The organism is Paracoccus onubensis, from assembly GCF_003591515.1.
Lineage (GTDB): Bacteria > Pseudomonadota > Alphaproteobacteria > Rhodobacterales > Rhodobacteraceae > Paracoccus > Paracoccus onubensis.
Map to the genome: position 1 here is coordinate 178,978 of NZ_QZCG01000003.1, position 15,818 is coordinate 194,795.

Sequence of the window (15,818 nt, forward strand, 5' to 3'; positions counted from 1 at the left end):
TGTCCTTTCTGGTTGATCAAATTTGCTACACGATATATCGTATTTTAAAGGATGCAATGATTTTTTTGGAGCCGGTGAAATCATGTGGGAAAACAGTTCAGGCGATGCGTTCAGCGCTGTGCGAAACGACTCTTTGGCCGAGCAGATCCACGGACAATTATCGCGCATGATTCTGTCCGGAGGCTTTGCTCCCGACGACCGAATCAACCTTCGCCAGCTTGCACGCGACTTTGAGGTCAGCGTCACCCCGGTGCGCGAGGCAGTGCTGCGGTTGGCATCAAACGGGATTTTGCAGACGACTGACCGCAATGCCATCATCATCCCCTCGCGTCATGAGGACGAAATCCGGGAAATCTTCCAGATCCGCAGAGCTCTGGAAGGAGAACTGGCAGAAGGCGCGGCGACCATCCTGACATCCGAGGATATCGATGCCCTGCGCGAGATGCAGGCCGATTTCATCGTTGCCCTGTCGGGCAAGGATTATCGCGAAGCCTTGCGCCTGAACGCCAATCTTCATTTCCGTATCTACGCAGCGGCAAAGATGCCCATAAGATTGCAAATCGTCGAAAGCCTCTGGCTGCGCATCGGTCCGACGCTACGCAACATGTATCCGATCCTGACCCAGCATCGGGCGGATTCCAGCCCGCATGATCAAATTCTGACCTGCGCCTCGACAGGCGATCCGGACGGGCTGCGCGCGGCGGTCGTGGCAGATCTGAAACGTTCGGAAGAAGCATTGCTTGAATATCTGCGCCGGGCTCGAGAGGCGCAGATGCTGGTGTCGGGATCCAAGGGGGGGAAGCGTTGACGGTCCTTCCGACCGGCCCGGATCAGCATGATTTCGACACCGTCATACTGGGCGGCGGCATCGTCGGACTTTTCACTGCGCTGCAATTGGCGCGGACCGGACAAAGCGTTGCGGTTCTGGATCAGGGCGATATCTGGACCGAGGCATCAGCGGTCAATGCCGGCTCGTTAGGGGTGCAGAACAAACTGCCTGCGCTGGTTCCCCTTAGTCTCTGGTCATGGGAATTGTGGCAGGAATTGCAGGCCGGTTTCGGCATAGACGCACATGTCAAACGCCCGGGTGGCTACAAGGTCGCCATGACAGAGGACGAGGCAGAGCGGCTGCGGGATACCGCCGAACAGCAGGCCAGACTTGGCGCCACAATCGAGATATTGACCCGTCAGCAGATCAGCGACCGCGCGCCCTGGCTTTCGCCCGATGTGGTCGCGGCAACATTTTCGCCACAAGACGGCTTCGCCAGCCCGACGCTGATGGGGCCGGCGCTTGCACAGGCGGCAAAACAGGCAGGCGCGAACATCTTTCCGCATCACCCGGCCCATGCCATCGAGCCCGGCCCCCGCCCTCGGATCGAGACTTCGCATGGCCGTTTCCGGGGAACCCGTCTGGCGATCACAACCGGCGCATGGACACAGAATGCCGGAGCGATGCTGGGGATCAATCTGCCCGTTTCGCTGGATGTGAACATGGTCACGGTGACCGAGCCCGCGCCTTTCACGATGCAGGGTCTGGTCAGTCACGCACGTGGCATCCTGACGCTGAAACAGGCCGTCAACGGCAGTTGCCTGATTGGCGGCGGCTGGCAGGGGATCGGAACGCTGGCGGATCGCCGTAAGGATGTCGATTACGACCAGATGATTCAGAATATCCGTCTGGCGCTACGCGTCGTACCGGGGCTGGCGGGGCTGAACGCGCTGCGAAGCTGGGCCGGTTATGAAGGCGTGACCCCGGATTCCATGCCCTATCTGGGCTCTCTTCCCGGCCATCCCGACATCTTCGTTGCGGCCTGCGCCCGGGGCGGTTTTACCCTTGGCCCGGCAATGGCGCGCCTTCTGACCGAGGTCATGACCGGACAGGAATCCTCCCGCCCTATCGACCTATTCGATCCAGCAAGGTTTCATGATGCCTAGATTTCGTCACGTACCCGGCATTCAGCCGGGGCAGCCGGTGGATTTCACCTTCAATGGTACCGCGATGTCCGGCCATCAGGGCGAAAGCATCGCCTCCGCCCTTTTGCGCGCGGGTATTCTTTCGCAACGCATCTCGCCGCGCGACGCCGGGCAGCGGGGTTATTACTGCGGCATGGGCCAATGCTGGGAATGTGCGGTCCGGATAGATGGGCGACGCACCGTGCGAAGCTGTATGGAGCCGCTTGCGCATGGCATGACGATCTTCACCGCGGATGAGGGTATATCATGACAGCTCCGGTCGTAATCATAGGCGCCGGTCCGGCAGGGCTGGCCTGTGCATCGGTGCTGGCCCAGGCGGGCCGCGATATCGTCATCATAGACGAAAACCAGCAGGCTGGTGGTCAGTATTACCGGCAATTGCCCCGTACATTTTCCGCCGATTTCCGCAACCTCCCGCATGATCGGCAGGGCTTTGCAGCGTTGGCTCAGGTGATGGATCACCCGAATGTCCGCTTTCTCCGCGCCAATACCTTATGGGCCGCAGTCTCTCCGCACCGGATCGCCTTTGCGGGCAAGGACGGCAGCGGCCGTCTTGACGCAAGCGCGGTTGTGCTGGCGACGGGCGCGCAGGACATGCCGATGCCGTTTCCCGGCTGGACATTTCCCGGCGTGATCTCCTCCGGCGGCTGCCTCAATCTTATCAAGGGACAAGGGCTGATCCCGGAGGGGCGCGTCGTGGTTGCCGGAAACGGGCCCCTCGTTCTGGTCACGGCAGCGACGCTGATCCGCGCCGGGGCCAATGTCGTCCGCGTGATCGAAGCCCAGCGGGCCACCCGATTGCTGCCCGCCGTCGCAAGCGGCCTGCGATCCGCTCCGGGCATCGTCCGGCAGGCGCTGGGTTATCGCATCTCCATGCTTGCCAAACGCGTCCCGCTGCATTTCGGCCAGATCATCGCCGCTGCCGAGGGCGAGCACGAGCTGCGGAATATCACCATCGCCAAGGTCGGACCCGATGGGCGGCCCGATGAAAACGCGCGTCTCGGGATCGCGGCCGATATACTGGTTACCGGCTATGGTCTTATCCCCGGATCGGAACCTGCAAGGCTGTTCGGATGCCGGATGCGCATGGAACCCGCCCTGAACGGTGCAGTTCCTGAGCGCTCATCCACGCTAGAAACCTCTGTCCCGGGTGTCTATGCGATCGGCGACGGCGCCGGGATCGGTGGCGTCAAGGTCGCCATTGCAGAAGGACGCATCGCCGCTCATGCAATTCTGGGCCAGGATATACCGGCGCAGCATATCCGAACCTATGCCCGGCTTGACGGCTTCAGGCGCAGGTTGAACCTGGCTTATCTCCATGATCCGCCCCTGACGGCAGCCACGCCGGACACTGTCATCTGCCGTTGCGAGGCTCTGCGCCTGGCGGAGTTGCAAGCCCATCCTCGTATCGAAACGGGCAGCCTGAATGTTCTGAAAACTGCGACGCGGCTGGGCATGGGGCGTTGTCAGGGGCGTAACTGCCTACCTTCCGCCGCCACCCTTCTCGGTCTTCCCGACGATTTTGCCACGCGCCCCCGCGTGCGCCCGCCATTGCGTCCCTTGCCGCTGCAACAGATTGCCGCGGACAGAGACGCTCTGCCGGTCCCCGAACCGGACGAACCTCAAATTCACCAAACTGGAGAATGACGTGAAAGATATCGGACTTCACAACAAGATCAATCTGAACCCTTATATCGACGGCGCCCACATCCCCACCGGCAACAAGGACAGCATCCCCACCCATGATCCCGCAACCGGCGAAGTCCTTTGCGAAGTGCCGGTCGCTGATGCCGCAGTGGTCGACCGGGCGGTGCAATCCGCCAAGGTGGCACTGACAGGCATCTGGGCCGACACGACCCCCGCCCAGCGCAGCCAGATCCTCTACCGGATCGCACAGGGCATCCGTGCCAACGCCGAAGAACTGGCAATTGTCGAATCGCAGGACAGCGGCAAACCCCTGCGGGAAGCCAAAGGCGATATCGAAACCTCGGCGCGTTATTTCGAATATTATGCCGGAATGGCAGACAAGCTTCAGGGTGACACGATCCCTTTGGGCAAGGATTTCGTGTCCTTCACCCAGCATGAGCCGATCGGGGTAACCGCGCATATCATTCCATGGAACTTCCCATTGGTCACCACGACTCGCGGACTTGCCCCGGCTTTGGCTGCGGGCGCGACCGCGGTGGTCAAGCCTGCCGAACAAACGCCGCTGACCGCATTGATGCTTGGGCCGATCCTGAAAGAGGCTGGCTTGCCCGATGGGGTGGTGAACATCGTTTGCGGTTCGGGCGCCACGACCGGTGCACCGCTCGTGGCCCATCCGGATATCGCCCATGTGACCTTTACGGGCTCGGTTGCGACCGGGATCAATGTCATGCGCAGCGCTGCAGAGCATGTTGCCTCGGTGACGATGGAATTGGGCGGAAAATCCCCTGTTGTCGTACTGAATGACGGCGATCAGGACGCCGCCCTCGAAGGCGTTATGAAGGCGATCTTCACCAATGCCGGTCAGGTCTGCTCGGCTGGATCGCGCCTTGTGATCGAGCAGGGCTGTGCCGATGCGTTTATCGCGAAGCTGCGGGCGCGGGTTCGCGAGATGACGCCCGGTCGCGGGCTTGATGATCCGGCGCTTGGGCCGATCGTGTCGCAACAACAACTGCAAAAAATCGATGGCATCGTCTCGGCAAGCATCGAGGCAGGCGCGGAATTGCTGGAAGGCGGCAAAATCCTGAAGCCTGATGGGCTGGGTGGCTGGTTCTATGCGCCCACTTTGCTGAAATCGGACCATATCGACACGCCCGCGGTACAGGAAGAGATCTTCGGCCCCGTCCTGACCATCCAGATCGCCAAGGATTTCGACCATGCCTGCGCATTGGCGGAATGCACGAGTTTTGGTCTGGTGGCCGGTATCTATACGACCGATTTCTCCAAGGCCATGCGCTTTGGCCGCGTGGTTTCGGCCGGGCAGATTTATATCAACCAGTATTTTGCAGGTGGCGTGGAAACACCGTTTGGCGGAACCAAGAACAGCGGCTTCGGTCGGGAAAAAGGGCTTGAAGCCCTGCGTGCCTATTTCGCCGTGAAGACCATTACCGCCAAACTTTGAATGGAGAACTGCTTCGGTGCGGTCCCGGAAAGGGCCGCACCGACAATTTCCACCCTTCACTCTTCATCGGCTTCAAGGGTGCCGCCACCCGTGCGCGCCCGGCGCATTGAGGTCGATTCCGGCGAAGTCGGGATCATGGGATCGAAATCCCGGCTGCTTCAGACATTGTGGGCGGGCAGGGATGTAAACCCTGTGCCCATTCGTGGACTGAAATGGCGAAGCGCGAAGGGATTCGAACGCGTAAGGTTCGACGAATACGGTCACGATGCCCGATCTAAGACCCGGGCGAGACGAGCCTTTGGCACTCTTGCCTATAGTTCTCCCCGCTCGCTGCGTTTCCACTCTTCCCAGCCCTGCTGCCCTTGCATGAACGCCTCGATCTCGGCGCGGTTGGCTTCCAGCCCCGGGTCATGCTTCAGATAGAACCGGGTTTCGCGCGCGATCAAACCGGACAGCAGCAGCAGGCCGATCAGGTTCGGAATGGCCATCAATCCATTCATCACATCCGAAAAATTCCAGACCACGCCAAGCTGAACCGTGCAGCCGATATAGACAATCAGCGAAAACAGCACACGGAAAGGCATGACGCCACCGCGACCGATCAGGCGTTCGAGATTGCGTTCGCCGTAGTAAGCCCAGCCGAGGATGGTGGAGTAGGCAAACAACGCCAGCCCAATGGTCACGATCCAGTGCCCCCATTGACCCGGCAAGCCGTGGCTGAACGCCTCTCCCGTCATGATCGCGGCTGAAATCTGCTCTCCCGTTCCCGGGTCGGTCTGATGCCAGACGCCTGTAGTGACGATGACCAGACCGGTACAGCTGACGACGATGATTGTATCAATGAAGGTCTGCGTCATCGACACCAGCCCCTGACGCACAGGATGAGTGGTCTGGGCGGAGGCCGCGGCAATGGCTGCCGAACCCATGCCGGATTCGTTCGAGAAGATCCCGCGAGCAACTCCGAATTGGACGGCGATCATGATCGTCGAGCCGATAAAGCCTCCGACCGCGGCGCTACCAGTGAAGGCCTCGCTGAAGATCTGACCGAGAGCGGCGGGAACCGCGCTGATATTCGCCAGCAGGATATAGATCGCGCCCAGCACGTAGAACAGGATCATCACCGGGACCAGACCGGCGGTGACGCGCCCGATGGATTTGATACCGCCGATCAGCACGACCAGGGTCAGGACCGCCAGTACCAGGCCGGTGACCCAATTTGGGATGTTGAAGCTGTTCGTCAAGTTTGATGCGATCGAGTTGCCCTGAGTCATATTGCCGATGCCAAAGCAGGCACAGACCGCAAAGATCGCAAAGCTGATGGCGAGGAATTTGCCGAACCCTCCTGGAATGCCTCGTTCCAGATAATACTGGGGGCCGCCATTCTTCTCACCCGCCGCATCCGTCGTGCGAAAACGGACGCCCAGGAAGGCTTCGGAATATTTCGACGCCATACCCAAGAGCGCCGTGACCCACATCCAGAATAAGGCACCCGGGCCGCCAGCGCTGATTGCGGTCGCGACACCGACGATATTGCCCGTGCCGACCGTCGCGGCCATTGCCGTGGTCAGGGCCTGAAACTGTGAAATATCGCCGTCCTGGGTGTCATCGCTGCGCTTGATCAGACCAAGGCGAAGCGCAGGCCAAAGGCGGCTGAACTGGATGCCACCCAATGTCCATGTCAGGTAAAGCCCGGTCCCCAGCAACAGGGGAATCAACAGATACGGCCCCCAGACGATACTGCCGATCTGGCCCAGAAAAGCTTCTAGTCCATCCATGTATCAGCTCCCTTCCACGGTTCATATACGCTCATGACGGCCGCGTCGGTATCGAATGTCAACCCTCAGTCGTCCGCCGTGTCAGCGATGCACCTGTCAGGCGATGTCAAGCTGGCCATTTGCGGTGCAGTCGCATTGCGTACATTGCGGTTGGCGGCAGAATCTGGCGAAATCGAAGCAGATCATCCGCTTGCTGACGGCCCGTGGATATTCGAGCGCGGAACTGTCAAAACGGTGGCACAACAACTCCGGAAACAAGCGCGACAAAGGCGAATTTGCAAGGTAAATTCAATAAATATCCCGCCAGTTGATGCTGTGGGCATCATTTTGTGGATCAGGATATCACCAACATTCATGCGTTGCCCAAAGTAACGAAACGATGAAGGCCTACTCATCTCCGAAGGGGGCGGGGTATCAGTATTGGCCTTGAATTTGAGAAACGGCAATGGCTCCGTCGTCCGGCAAGAATGACGGTTTCCAACCATGCCAGGTCTCAGGGTCGAGATTTCCCGCCTTCGCTACCGCTGATCGAAGTGCAGCCTTGTGTCGAAACGTCATGCAGGCGGGTGCCGATCTGAAAAGAACCAGCACTTTTACCGGCCCATCGTCAAGGCGTCACGAAGACAAACGCTGCATTCTGCCGTGTTTCGGTACTGAGCTCATTGACCCGCTTGTCATAATCGCCGTTGGCTTTCGTGGATCAGGCGGCGAACAAGTATGAGAAGCAGGGACCGCGCTTCAACTCGATCTGCCCATTGTCGAATATGCGTTTCCCTGCTCCAGAATTGATGCAGGCTGCATCATATTCCCTTTTCGAGTCGGTCCAGGATAAATGCGCGAATCTCTGGATTCACCTTGTAACTGGCGTCTTCAATGCAGGGAATTCTTTCTCTAAAAACTGGCTCATTGCTCATATAGTGTCTACTTAAATACGAATAGAAATCCTTATGGAGCGATATAATCTCTTGTCGTAACTTGTTTTCCAAAAAATAACGCTGATCCTTCACTCCACGGCGATATATTTCATCTGAAATATCAAACAATAATTTGTTGGTAAATTTATTTTTCCCACCATCAAAGTTTTCAACAAGAACCTCCGTAACAGATCTATGTAATCTTTCGTTTCCAGTTGAAAGATTAATGGAATCATTATTCTTAATATTCAAAAAGAACGCCAAATCCTGAATCAGATCTCCTTCCACGAGACTGGCGCGCTCAAATGGGCGAATGATTATATTGTCACGACCAATAACTTCTTCAGCATTGCGAAGAAATCTGAGGTGACTTTCATTGAATGTGCGCGCTCGAATTCCATTGACAAATTCCTCTAGAGGCACTCCTCTTCCACCCTTGACTGATTGTCCGTAAAGGGATTCAAAATAAAGATCTGCGCGGCGTAAATGTAAGATAATTTTCAAACGATGATTGGATAGCCAGTTCTGAATTGCCCGCAAAATATCGCCGGATAGTGTGGCACGTTGAGGGATCTTAGCACAACGCCCCCATATGACCTCGGTGTATAGAAACAACGAGCTATCATTGAAGCGGCCCGCCGAATAATCGTTAATAAATTTCTCTGATTCATCCACAAGACGCGGAACGCGGCCATGATATGCAAAATAAGGAGCGTTGATCCCTGCATCCTGCAAGATTCGATCAACTATATGGATAAAATTCCTTCGGAAGGGGAAAATATCAGCATCCGTAAAGAATTCAGGGTGGCGCGTAACGAGATTACCAATTGAGGTAGTGCCGGCTTTGTCAGATCCAATGCGCAGGTAAGCAACAGGCTTGGAGTTATCCATAAAAACGGATCCACATCATTTTAGTAATTTTCGCATTCAAAAAAAGAGCCAGGGATCGTTCCTCGACCCATGCTAGACTATATTTTTTATATGAGTTTGCAACCCCACCCTGATGTTGCTGCAACAGAGCGTGAGGGCGACCTCGGCCTTGGTAGGGGTTCCCGTCGCTGAATGAAACGCCATGGAGCCCTTCATTGGCAGATGGCCTTCAGCACAGCGCTTTCGATCACGATGTCTGCATTGGTATATTTCCAGAATGCGATGAGTAACTTGCGCCACTGTAGTCGTCTTCTTGAAGCGCCCCGGTCTCGGAACAGGCGTGCCTTGCGGCAAGCCACACTCGCACATAGCTCGGCACGGGGATCATGCCGACAATCCGTGGATCAACCGCGCAGATGGCGCGTCTGGAGCCCTACTTCCCGAAGTCCCACGGCAAACCGCGTGTTGATGATCGACGCCACCTGCCTGAAGGCCCATCGCACGGCGTCCAGTCCGGGCGTCAAAAAAGGGGGCGTGGCCGCCTAATCGGTCCCACCAAAGGAGGGATGAACACCAAGCTGCACGCGATCTGCGACAGCCAAGGTCGTCCACTCAACCTCTTTGTCTCGGCCGGGCAGGTCAGCGACTACATTGGCGCACGGGCGCTTCCGAAGGTCGACTGGCTGCTTGGGGATCGCGGCTACGCCGACTGGTTCCGGGAAGCCCTGCAAGACAAGCGGATACCCGCCTGCATCCCCGGCCGCAAACAGCGCAAGACGCCTGTGAAGTATGACAGGTGCCGCTACAAACGTCGCAACCATATCGAGATCATGTTCGGAAGGCTCAAGGACTGGCGGTGCGTGGCAACCTGTGACGACAGGTGTCCGAAAGTCTTCCTATCCGCCATCGCTCTCGCAGCCATCGTCATCTACTGGCTATCAGTCCTGAGCCTAGCAGTCGCGGCCCGTGGCAGTTTGACCCGCCCGTCACGACAGAGGTGCCGGACGACCTGTGCCGTCCAGCTAGAGCGTGCCGCGCTGAGCGGGAAACGCCGGTTATTTGCGTCCCGCGATGGCCGGGGACGCTGCCCCCGGATCCCCGAGGTATTTGGACAAAGAAGAAGGAGGGGAAGCGAATTCGGGCGGGCGCGACATGCTATAACATACCGGATTCGCAGGATGATTTTTCCAGATGTATTTGTCCAGCCGAACCGGGTGGTCCGTTATCACCGATGATATGGCGGAATGCCTTGGCCCGCCGGGGTGTCCTTGTACTCGACCACTTCCCCTGCTGCGTTCAGGTGAACCCTCTTGCCGGTGTAGCGTTGCATTCCAAGGAAGACCCGAGCCCAATCGGCAACCGCCAGACCGATATTCCCGTTCACATCGCTGGTCGAACGTCCGTCATTGATATAGGTCCTGAAGATTTTTTCTCGGCCGGGGATGTCCCAATTGTACAGATATCTTAGGTAACTCAGTACTGTTCCCGGAGCTTTCATGCCTGAGATGGCTTTTTCAATCCGGTCGAAAGCGAGCCGATCGCCCCATAGCGCAAGATAAAATGCATAACTTTGCTTCTGTTCATCCTGAGCGATTTCTTCTGGTGACGGAAGAGTTTTGAAGCGCGCAGACAGTTCCTCTCGCATATCAAGTTCAGGAAACTCGCGTCGCAAGACTACTATAATGCCTCCGGCAATGGGTTTGTCCGAAGCGATAAGTCGGCGCATTGCGTCATGCACTTTGCGTTGCACTGCGGGGGAGGCTTTATCGATATAGTCGACCGCCACCCATAGATAACCCGTATCCCAGTTGGTATGCGAATAAGTGCCAATGCCGTCACTGTAATAGTCAAGGACCGCGATTTTACAGTTCTGGTCATATGTATCGCCATAGAAATCGTCATTTGGCCATAGGGTCATGACCGGATCGCGCGGATTCGTGTGGGGAACATATTCCACCACCTCTATCGGACAATGTTGCGTCAGATAATCAATATCAGCCATTACGGTTAGCGTCCTTATGTCGCAACGCACCTGCACGGCAGGTATCCCACTGCTTTTTGCGAAGGAAAAGTTGTTCGCGGAACGCGGGCCAATAGCCCATCAGGTTCAAGGGATCCCGTGACATGATGGCAATCCGGTTTCGTTCGACCCCGACGGGCTTTCCTGCGGTGATGATTGCCGGTTCGGTATTGGTCGCGGGCTCGTCCATGACCGTCCGGTTGACAGAGTTCCTCAGATGCGGGGGAAGCTCGGTGCAATTCGGGTCATGGGGGTGACGGAGCCCTAAAACATGGCCTATTTCATGGGCCATGATGGCGTAGGTATCCTCCAGCCCGTAGCCCGAGACGGTCGCGTCAGTGAAATCCTTGAAGCAGAATGCCGGGCTCATGCCGACTTCAGGAACTGAACCGTTTGCCAGAGCAACTGCATCCGTCGGAACATAGTACAAGACAGGCAACCGCCCAGGGAAGCGCGCTGCTGTAACCCTTTCCACTATTGCCGCAAGATCCTTGGCAAAGATGAGATCATCGTTGAAAAAGGGCGTCAGGGCATCGCCTGCGACATCACCATATCCGTCCGAGAACATCGGCGGAATTTGCTCTTCGGTCAGGTTCACGCGATATTCTGCTTCCTTGGCCGCCATACCCACATTGCCGCCCATATTGATATCTCCGGCATCCTGGAGCCTGAAGCTGATCAGGGCGTGTTTGAAGGCGGCATTAAGGACCTTTTCCATCGCGGATATGCTGTATCCGACCGAACGCGTTCTGGGTGTGACGACGCTTCCGACAACAGCCCTGATCTGGATCGGGGCATAACAGACCACGTGAACCCAGCCGATATCCGCGCCGTCGCATCTGACCTTGATCGTCGTTTCGCCCTCGGCAAGCCCGCGCAGTCGGAATATCGCGTTATTGGATGCGATCCCGGGGGTCGTGATCTCGATAATTCCGTCCGGCACGGTCTCGAAGGTGCAATTGGCAAGGCAGCCATTTCCGGACTGGCCCTCGAAACCGATCTCCAGTTCCACCTCTTGCTGCAGTCCAACCGAGGCCCAGGCAGCACCATCCTGGGTATAGCGATCCGATGGCGCCGTTTTACCTTTCTCGGGAGGAACCCAATATTCCCCGGTACCCCGCTGGTTCACCAGATTCGTGCGCGGATCGAATCCCTTGACCCGCTCGGGGCGCGAGGAGCCCTGAAAGGTGCTGACCAGGGGGCAGCAGGTCGCGATCGATGACACATTGCCGGACGGAGGCTCGCCTTTCGGGGCCGCCGGTGGCGTTTGTTCATCACGCATAGTCAAAACTCCTCAGCATTTCCCAGCCTTGCCGACTGGTCGCATGCCAGTCTCGCGCAGCACCCGGCGTTGCGCCACGAAAGGGATCGTCGAAAAAGCGATAGCCCAGGAACAGGCTGATCAGGGTAATCAGGGGCACAAGCGCGGATGGCGCCCTGCGGCTTGTGGTATCGGCTTCGACCAGACGCGACATGCGGGCGACGGCCGGCATATCGCTGTCGGCAATATGTCGGGCCAACAGTGGCGACAATTCGGTTTCGTCGATTTGTGGAAGGCCGTCGCCTTGCAGAAGCGGGTCGTCAAGAATGTCCTGACGCGCGCGCAGCATCGCCGGCAGATGAGAGCGGAGCCAGGCTTCGGCAAAGACCCCTTGCATGGCGCGATGGCGTCCTGTGCCCTGCGTTTTCAGAACCGCATCGATTTCCGGAAAAATATTCGTTTGCCCGAACCATCCGCCAAGATAGTGCATGAGATGCGCCAGCTGGGAAAACTCGTCCTTCAGGGTAAAGCGGTGCTGCCTGCCGATCGTCACGACGTGCTGGCCGATCCGCTCCTGCGCGGCATGGCCGATATCCGACAGGTTCGGATAAGAGCCGCTCAGCCAGTTACCGATGACACTTCCCAAGGCAGCAAATCCGACGTCATTCAGGGCAGCCCGATCACGCGGTTCAAGGATAAGCGGCGATCGGCTGCGCAGAGCGGTAACCTTCCCGGTCGGGGCGAAGCGATGCATCCGGTCATGCGCAGTGGCGGCGTACCAGATAATTGGCGTACCCGAACGGGTATGGCAAAGCCGTTCGATAAACTCGCTGCGGTGCAGATTGGCCTTGAACAGCGCCGCTGTCGTCCGGGGATCCCAAAAGCGTAAGAAAATCGAGGGATCGGAATCCGGATCCGGGCAGACTTTGGTCAGGCCGCGCAGATGCGAACGGAGCTCTGAGTAAGAGGCATGGGTTTTCAGAAATATTCCGGTGAGTGGCGCGGCTTCGCGACTGAACATCGATTCCAGAAAACGCGCGCGAATGCGTCCCTCGACGCCAAGAGCCAGCAGCCACGGGCCATATTCGTCCCGGGCGGTGCCGGTCGTGAAAAATGGGGCGGCGGACAGCGTTTCCTGATAGGTTTCAAGGTCATTGGCACCCAGATGCTGCTGTCGGGTTGCGCCATCCATTACGACGTAAAGTTGCTCACCCGGCGAAAACTCGCAGAAATCCGGATATAACGGCCCCGGGCAGGCCGGACGGTCCCAGAATGGAACACCGGTCTGATCCTGGAACTGAAAAGGGATTTCAGTGTGGTTCAGCGACAGGCTGTCGGTCGTGTGCGGGGGCAATTGTCGGGTCAATGGTGATGGACCGGGAAATGGCATAAGTTAAGCAATGGTTGAAAGCTCGGGTATCACTTTGCCCGAAGCTTGTCAGCATCCGTAATGGCTGTCAATTATGCAAGGATCCCGGTCTTCTGCGCTGGTGGCGAGATATCGTGAAGCATTTATCGCCATGATCCGATTTAAGCGCGTCCTATCCTGATATGAGACAATAACCGTTAAAGGGAAGCCTCCGCGTCTTTCAGCGGTTCTGCCAGAGGGCGGCGTGACGGTTGACGTCCTTGTACAGAAGATAGCGGAACCGGCCCGGCCCGCCCGCATAGCAGGCCTGTGGGCAGAAGGCGCGCAGCCACATGAAATCACCCGGGCCGACCTCGGCCCAGTCGCGGTTTAGGCGATAGACGGCCTTGCCCTCCAGCACGAACAGGCCATGTTCCATCACATGGGTCTCGGCGAAGGGGATCGAGCCGCCGGGCTGCAGCGTGACGACGGTGATATGCATGTCATGGCGCAGATCGGCCGGATCCATGAACCGCGTCGTGGCCCAGGCGCCATCCGTATCGGGCATGGCGGAAGGATCGATATCCTGTTCCTGCGCGATGATCGGATCGGGCCGGTCGACGCCCTTGCAGGGCTGCCAGCGTTTGCGCCACCAGTGAAAGCCGGTCTCGCCGGACGCACGGTTATGCACCTGCCACGGCGTGCCCGGGGGGATATAGGCGAAACCGCCGGGCGTCAGATCATGCGCCGTCCCGTCGATGGTGACACGCAGAGCCCCTGCGGTCACGAAGATCGCATGTTCGATTTCGGGATCGTCATCGGGCTGATCGCTGCCACCGCCTTCGGCCAGTTCCACGATATACTGGCTGAAGGTTTCGGCAAAACCCGAAAGCGGGCGGGCCAGCACCCACATGCGCATGCCTTCCCAGCCGGGCAGATAGCTGGTGACGATATCGCGCATCACGGAGCGCGGGACGATCGCATAGGCATCGGTGAAAACTGCCGTGTCGGTGGTCAGACCGCTCTGCGGCGGCAGGCCGGCAACCGGTCCGGCATAGGGAACGGCACGGGGCTGTTTGCGGGGAATCTGCGCGATATCATCACGAGGGGCGCCCTCCGGGGGCATATCAGTCATGGACGGTGCCTGCTCGGGCATTCCGGCTTCTTTTTCGATAGGATCATACATGCTGCACCTGTTCTTCGGTTTTGCTCGACGGGGCGGGTTCTTCCAGTATGTCGGGGCTGTTCAATTCCTCGCCGTCGAGGACGCGCTGGGCCCGGTCACGGTCGATATCGCCGACCCAGGAGGCGACCGCCATCGTGGCGACGCAATTGCCCAGATAGTTCCCAAGCGCGCGGGCGATGCCCATGAACCAATCCACCGACAGGACCAGAACCAGACCGATGGCCGGAATAGCCGGAATGGCGGTCAGGGTCGCCGCAAGGATCACGATGGCCGAACCCGGTACCCCATGCGCGCCCTTCGAGGTGATCAGTGCCACCCCAAGGATCGTCAGCAATTCCATGAGCGACAAGTCGGTATTCGTCGCCTGCGCGATGAACAGCGCGGCGAGGGTCAGATAGATCGAGAAGGCATCGAGATTGAACGAATAGCCCGTGGGAACAACAAGCCCGACGGTCGAATCCTTGATGCCCAGATGTTCCAGCTTGCGCATGGTTTGCGGAAGGACCGCATCGCTGCTTGCGGTACCGGCGACGATGCCGATTTCGGTGCGCAGATAGCGGATCAGCTTGAAGATGCTGAAGCCCGAAATTCTCATCACGGTGCCCAGCACCGCGACGACGAAGATCGCGACCGTCACATAGAACAGCGCAACCAGATAACCCAGCATCGCCAGCGATCCGATGCCGTAGCTGCCCACGGTATAGGCGATCGCTCCAAAGACCCCAAGCGGCGCCAGACGGACAATGAAGCCCATGATCTTGAACGTCGTATCACCGGCCAGCTCGATCATCGACAGAAGCGGGCGTCCCCGCTCTCCCAGCAGGGAAAGCGCGCAGCCGAACAGGACCGCGACCAGCAGCACCTGCAGCACATCTCCGGTCGCAAAACCGCTGAAAATCGTGGTGGGGATCAGTTTCATCAGGAATTCGACCGTGCCGCCCTGACTGACCTCATGGGCGCGATCAACATAGGCCCCAAGAGCCGAGGCATCCAGCGTGCTGGTGTCGATATTCATGCCCGCCCCAGGCTGGAAGATATAGGCCAGCATGATCCCCAGAACCAGTGCGATCGTTGTGATGACCTCGAAATAGATGATCGCCCGAACGCCGACGCGGCCGACCTTCTTCAGATCACCGGCTCCGGCAATGCCGTGAACCACGACACAGAACACGATGGCGGGGATCAGCATCTTGATCAGCTTGATGAAGCCGTCTCCCAAAGGCTTCATGCTGGCGGCGAACTCGGGGGCGAAGAAACCCACCATGACCCCCAGCACCAGCGCAATACAGACCTGTCCGAACAGCGATCTGGACCAGTTTGGCATATTCCGTCCTCCCTAAACGGGCGGCCTGGTACGGAAGACC

Annotated in this window: 12 protein-coding genes and 1 pseudogene; 6 read left to right on the forward strand and 7 right to left on the reverse strand. The window is 58.1% G+C overall.

Going from position 1 to position 15,818, the window contains the following annotated elements; translation table 11 throughout:
- Positions 1-82: 82 nt before the first annotated feature.
- From D3P04_RS05890 to D3P04_RS05910, 5 genes are read left to right on the forward strand one after another with little or no spacing between them, the layout of a single operon-like run.
- Positions 83-808 carry a GntR family transcriptional regulator gene (locus tag D3P04_RS05890; RefSeq protein ID WP_119746859.1) on the forward strand — a complete coding sequence of 242 codons (726 nt, stop codon included), beginning with the start codon at positions 83-85 and terminating at the stop codon, positions 806-808.
- Positions 805-1,935: an NAD(P)/FAD-dependent oxidoreductase gene (locus D3P04_RS05895; protein ID WP_182912747.1), complete on the forward strand. Its 1,131-nt coding sequence runs from the start codon at positions 805-807 to the stop codon at positions 1,933-1,935. The genes D3P04_RS05890 and D3P04_RS05895 overlap by 4 nt, the downstream gene beginning before the upstream one ends.
- Positions 1,925-2,224 carry a (2Fe-2S)-binding protein gene (locus tag D3P04_RS05900; RefSeq protein WP_220475277.1) on the forward strand — a complete coding sequence of 100 codons (300 nt, stop codon included), beginning with the start codon at positions 1,925-1,927 and terminating at the stop codon, positions 2,222-2,224. Before D3P04_RS05895 ends, D3P04_RS05900 begins: the two co-directional genes overlap by 11 nt.
- Positions 2,221-3,621 carry an FAD-dependent oxidoreductase gene (locus D3P04_RS05905; RefSeq protein WP_119746862.1) on the forward strand — a complete coding sequence of 467 codons (1,401 nt, stop codon included), beginning with the start codon at positions 2,221-2,223 and terminating at the stop codon, positions 3,619-3,621. The genes D3P04_RS05900 and D3P04_RS05905 overlap by 4 nt, the downstream gene beginning before the upstream one ends.
- A gap of 1 nt (position 3,622) precedes the next feature.
- Entirely contained in the window at positions 3,623-5,080 is a 1,458-nt protein-coding gene (locus D3P04_RS05910) for an aldehyde dehydrogenase family protein (protein ID WP_182912748.1), read from the forward strand.
- Between the two features lie 311 nt (positions 5,081-5,391).
- Here the strand turns inward: D3P04_RS05910 and D3P04_RS05920 are convergent, their stop codons facing one another.
- A complete protein-coding gene (locus D3P04_RS05920) occupies positions 5,392-6,855 on the reverse strand; it encodes an alanine/glycine:cation symporter family protein (protein ID WP_119746868.1) in 1,464 nt (487 codons plus the stop codon).
- Between the two features lie 800 nt (positions 6,856-7,655).
- Complete coding sequence (locus D3P04_RS23065) at positions 7,656-8,660, reverse strand: hypothetical protein (RefSeq protein WP_147391894.1); 1,005 nt, start codon at positions 8,658-8,660, stop codon at positions 7,656-7,658.
- 438 nt (positions 8,661-9,098) lie between these two features.
- Between D3P04_RS23065 and D3P04_RS05930 the strand changes: the two are divergent.
- Positions 9,099-9,577, forward strand: a pseudogene (locus D3P04_RS05930) (IS5 family transposase); the annotation flags it as partial.
- 287 nt (positions 9,578-9,864) lie between these two features.
- On the opposite strand, the gene D3P04_RS05935 reads toward D3P04_RS05930, so the two are convergent.
- From D3P04_RS05935 to D3P04_RS05955, 5 genes are all read right to left on the reverse strand, one after another.
- Positions 9,865-10,641 carry a hypothetical protein gene (locus D3P04_RS05935; protein WP_119746872.1) on the reverse strand — a complete coding sequence of 259 codons (777 nt, stop codon included), beginning with the start codon at positions 10,639-10,641 and terminating at the stop codon, positions 9,865-9,867.
- On the reverse strand, positions 10,634-11,941 hold the full coding sequence (locus D3P04_RS05940) for a reprolysin-like metallopeptidase (protein WP_119746874.1): 1,308 nt from the start codon (positions 11,939-11,941) through the stop codon (positions 10,634-10,636). Before D3P04_RS05940 ends, D3P04_RS05935 begins: the two co-directional genes overlap by 8 nt.
- On the reverse strand, positions 11,934-13,274 hold the full coding sequence (locus D3P04_RS05945) for a DUF4123 domain-containing protein (RefSeq protein ID WP_182912749.1): 1,341 nt from the start codon (positions 13,272-13,274) through the stop codon (positions 11,934-11,936). The genes D3P04_RS05940 and D3P04_RS05945 overlap by 8 nt, the downstream gene beginning before the upstream one ends.
- A 235-nt stretch (positions 13,275-13,509) precedes the next feature.
- Positions 13,510-14,394, reverse strand: a complete 885-nt coding sequence (locus tag D3P04_RS05950; protein WP_119747126.1) for a bifunctional allantoicase/(S)-ureidoglycine aminohydrolase — start codon at positions 14,392-14,394, stop codon at positions 13,510-13,512.
- Positions 14,395-14,446: 52 nt separating this feature from the next.
- The gene (locus tag D3P04_RS05955; protein ID WP_119746878.1) at positions 14,447-15,778 is read right to left on the reverse strand and encodes a C4-dicarboxylate transporter DctA; all 1,332 of its coding nucleotides are present in this window, start codon (positions 15,776-15,778) and stop codon (positions 14,447-14,449) included.
- Positions 15,779-15,818: the final 40 nt, after the last annotated feature.